At 37.0% G+C, this 4,257-nt stretch carries 2 protein-coding genes; one reads left to right on the plus strand and one right to left on the minus strand.

From position 1 onward, the window contains the following. Positions 1-498: 498 nt before the first annotated feature. A complete protein-coding gene (locus D1155_RS15330; protein ID WP_160203283.1) occupies positions 499-1,578 on the plus strand; it encodes a site-specific integrase in 1,080 nt (359 codons plus the stop codon). 186 nt (positions 1,579-1,764) lie between these two features. Here the strand turns inward: D1155_RS15330 and D1155_RS15335 are convergent, their stop codons facing one another. Then, on the minus strand, positions 1,765-4,005 hold the full coding sequence (locus tag D1155_RS15335; RefSeq protein WP_160203284.1) for a hypothetical protein: 2,241 nt from the start codon (positions 4,003-4,005) through the stop codon (positions 1,765-1,767). Positions 4,006-4,257: the final 252 nt, after the last annotated feature.

The following is a 4,257-nucleotide window of genomic DNA, read 5'->3' on the forward strand; positions in this document are numbered from 1 at the left end:
CTTATGTTGAAATTGACGGCGTAAGATACTTCTCCGACTACTCCACAGTAGGCAACAGAATCTGGAAATAAGATTTCAAATCAAATTAAATGAAAGCGAAGGTCAAAATTTTGACCTTCGCTTTCTTGTATGATGGGCACGCAATCGGTTTTAAAGTCTATTTCATGTGATCTTACTTCGCGAACAAAATCACCATAATTTTGCATATAACGAATATATATTCTGATATGCAAATTATTATTACAATGAGATTGTTTAAGTGCTGTTTACTGCTTGCTATACTAATTTTCTTGCATTCTCAACTAAATGGAGTTGCTTTTCTTACTTCATTATTTAGTACTTATTTAGTACTGCTTGGCGTAATTATTAATAACTTGTACATATGTCCATCACATCATTAAACGGTATAGTGTCAAAATTCTGACTTTCAACTGTAAATTTTTAGTTTATAATAATATGAAAATAAGTTGCTGAAATATTATTTGAAGGAGGAATTTTATGCCGGCTTATAAAAACAACAATGGAACGTGGTATGTATCATTTTATTATAGGGATGCAAGCGGTAAAAACATAAAGAAAAAGAAGACAGGCTTTGCGACAAAGAAAGAGGCTTTAGCTTGGGAACGATATTTTATAGATACTAAATCTGGGAATTTAAACATTACGTTTAAAACTTTCGTAGAAATCTATAAGCAGGATATGAAACCGCGTCTCAGATACAACACATGGATCACTAAAGAGCACGTAATTGATCAGAAACTGATACCTTTTTTCGGCAGAAAAATTATGTCGGAAATTACGGCAGCAGATGTATTAAAATGGCAGAATCAAATGATAAACTATCGGAGTGAAAAGGGGTCTGGCTATTCTCAAACTTACTTGCGTACCATTCAAAACCAACTCAGCGCAATTTTTAACCATGCAGTAAGGCTCTATGGTTTGCATAGCAATCCAGTGCGTCAAACAGGCGGAATGGGGCGTGAAAAGGGACGGGAAATGAATGTTTGGACTCGTGAGGAATACCAGAGATTTTCAAATGCGATTGAAGATAATCAAGATTCTTACTTTGCTTTTGAGATTCTCTACTGGTGCGGCTTACGTATTGGAGAACTCCTCGCACTTACTGGCAAGGATTTCGACTTTGAAAACAATACTCTAAATATCAATAAGTCTTATCAGCGATTACAGCGCCAGAATATCATTACTGCGCCAAAAACAGAAAGAAGTAATAGGTTTATCACTCTGCCAGCGGATTTAGCAGAAAAACTTTATCGTTATCTGAAGAAAAAACGTAGGCTGGATTCTTCAAAACGAGTTTTTACTATGTCTAAAAGCTTTTTGCACTCGGAAATGAATCGGGGATCTATGAATGCAAGTGTTAAAAGAATTCGAATCCATGACTTGCGGCATTCTCATGTATCCTTACTGATATCTTTGGGTTTTACGCCAGTCGATATTGCAGGTAGACTCGGACATGAAAGTATCAGCATTACACTACATTACGCACATATGTTTCCTACACGGCAATTAGAGATGGCGCAGCGTCTGAATATGGAAATTACGAGAAGTGAAAATTGAACATAAATAGTATCAAAAGTACTAATCTAGTACTAAAAAAGAAGGTCGCAATTTACGACCTTCTTTTGAAATTTAGCGATTTTTGTAGAATCTCTCGAAAAAGACGCTTATCAAACAGCGAATTTATATTTATCCATGAATTTGTGTATATAGTCAAAATATGTAGAATGCTTACATGAACTTGTTTTACTTCGCTTTAATTTTCTGAACTGTTGTCCAGTCTCCCCAGACCTTAGTGCCGTCATCCAGAGTTTTATAAGCACGAACCTTAATGTAGTAAGTTTTGCCGCTCACTCTGTTTTTTAGAGTCGTATAAGTTTTCGTATATTCATTATTACGGTGTGTGACGTATTTATTATAATATTTTCCCATACGACCGTATCTAATCTGGTATTTGGTTGCACCCTCTACCTTTGTGAAAGTGACCTTAATCTGCTTTTTTGCTGGAGTGGTTAATTTTACAACTGGTTTCAAAGGTTTTACAGTTACATAAACAACTTTGCTTGCCGGATCATATTTTACATTGCCTGTAGTAGATACAGTGATTTTCGCAATGCCCGTCCCCATAATGGTTACTGTACCATCTGCCGAAACCTTTGCAACAGAAGGATTATCACTTCTATAAACCAGCGTTCCATCCCCATCATTGGCTGCAAGAAGGTTAAATGGTTTGCTGTTTAAGCTTTTTGAGTAGCGTGTGTAACGGGTAGTAACAAGCTGTGATTTACCCACAATGCGGAAAGTCAGAGTTTTTGTACCGCCGTAGTTTCCTTTGCCCGTAACGATAACCTCAGCTGTACCTGCATTTTTGTTATTCTTATATGCAAGTGTATAATCCACACCGTTTGTCAACTTCTTGCTCCCATCGTAAAGGGTAACCATCGGTTTCTTTTCCAGACCATCGTAAGCATAGCTGTCTTTTTCAAGACTACCTGTCACTTGTGAAAGATCTTTTCCAACAATACGGAATGACTTATTCAGACTACCTGTATAGTTACCTGTTCCGTAAATGATAATCGAAGCGACTCCAATACGGTTATTGTTCAAATAGGCTATCGTATAGTCTACATCTTTTTGTAAAGTCTTTCCACCACAGGTTATAGTGATATGCGGCTCAATTACTTTGCCAGCATAGGTATAGGTTTCGGAAGGAATGGATAACGTGGAATTTTTCTCAGTGATTTCTTTCCTTGTGATGCTGTAGATGAATTCAGCAGCAATTCCGCCATAATTTCCAATGCCGACTATCTGCACTTTTTTATTTTCCTCTACTTTGGAATTATTATCATATACCAGTTTATAGTCGATTCCTTCTCGATATTTAAAGGAAGGCGCAACTAGAACTTCTGGTTTAATGGTGTTTCCAGTATATTCATAAGTAGTTTTCAAAAGAGAAAACGCATAGGAATTCAAACTATCTTTTACCTGATAAGTTCTAGATGTTTCTTTATTGTAATTCCCCATACCAGTAATGTAAACTGTAGCAGTTCCTTTCTGCTCGTGGTTCTTGTAAGAAAGTCTATAATCTTCACCAAGCTTTAATTTTTTACTGCCGTCATACACATTTGGTTCCGGCGCACCGTTAATTGCCTGATTTTCAATAGAAGATACCGTTGCTCTTTCGATGGACTTTGGAATAATCGTAAATGTGGCAGTTAATGTTCCGGCGTAGCCATTCTTGCCTGTGATGGTAACGGTTGCGGTTCCGGCGTTAGTATTATTGGAATAAGTAACGTCGTAATAACTTGTGCTCAGTGCAGGTGCATTTGCAGCCGATCTCACGATTACTGACGGATTCTGTGCAATCCCATTATAGGTAACTTCTTTGATAGGGTCTACTACAAATGTTTTGATGTCTGTGCCACCATTTACAAGGATGTTTCTCGATCCAGTATAGTTCTTTTGACCTGTTACAATAACTTCTTGGGTCCCCTGCTTTATTTCGCTCTGGCTTGTATCCTTAAATGAAACAGTATAATCCACTCCTTTATTTAAAGGAACAGTTCCGTTCTTCAGTACAAAGTCTATATCGGTAATTTTAGTTCCAATTGGGAAAGCCTCAGGGTGGGTTAAAACGACCTTGCCTATATCCTTTGGCGTAATTGTAAAAGTAGCGGTCATATTACCAGAATAATTCCCTTTGCCTGTTACGGTAACAGTAGGAGGTGTAGAGGCGGTAGCGGCGGCAGACTCTATATTATTACTATATGTAACAGTATAATCTTTGTTTTGATTTAATAGTGCACCATTTAGAGTTACTGCAACCTTGGGTTCAACTGCTGACCCTGTATACTCGTATGAAGATTGAGCAAAGGTAATTGCTGCACCATTGATTGGAGTAGTGGAAGTGTCCTCGGCAAACACCATACCAGGTATCATACAGAGTACCATGGCGAAAGATAGCATCACGGTTAGTATCTTTTTCATAATCTCTTTTCCTTTCTTTAAATAAACCACCTTCAAAATAAAATTGAAGTATTAGGATTAAGGTTATTATAACATTAACAAGTGCAAAAAGATATGATTATTTAAGAATATTAAAAAATTTCAAGAAAAAGAAGGCCGGAATTCCGACCTTCTTCGTTTGTTTTTGATTTAGTTAGAAATCTTATTTCCAGATTCTGTTGCCTACTGTGGAGTAGTCGGAGAAGTATCTTACGCCGTCAATTTCAACATAAG

The sequence above is a fragment of the Anaerotruncus sp. 80 genome (assembly GCF_009936115.1).
Classification (GTDB): Bacteria; Bacillota; Clostridia; order Peptostreptococcales; family Anaerovoracaceae; genus Senimuribacter; species Senimuribacter intestinalis.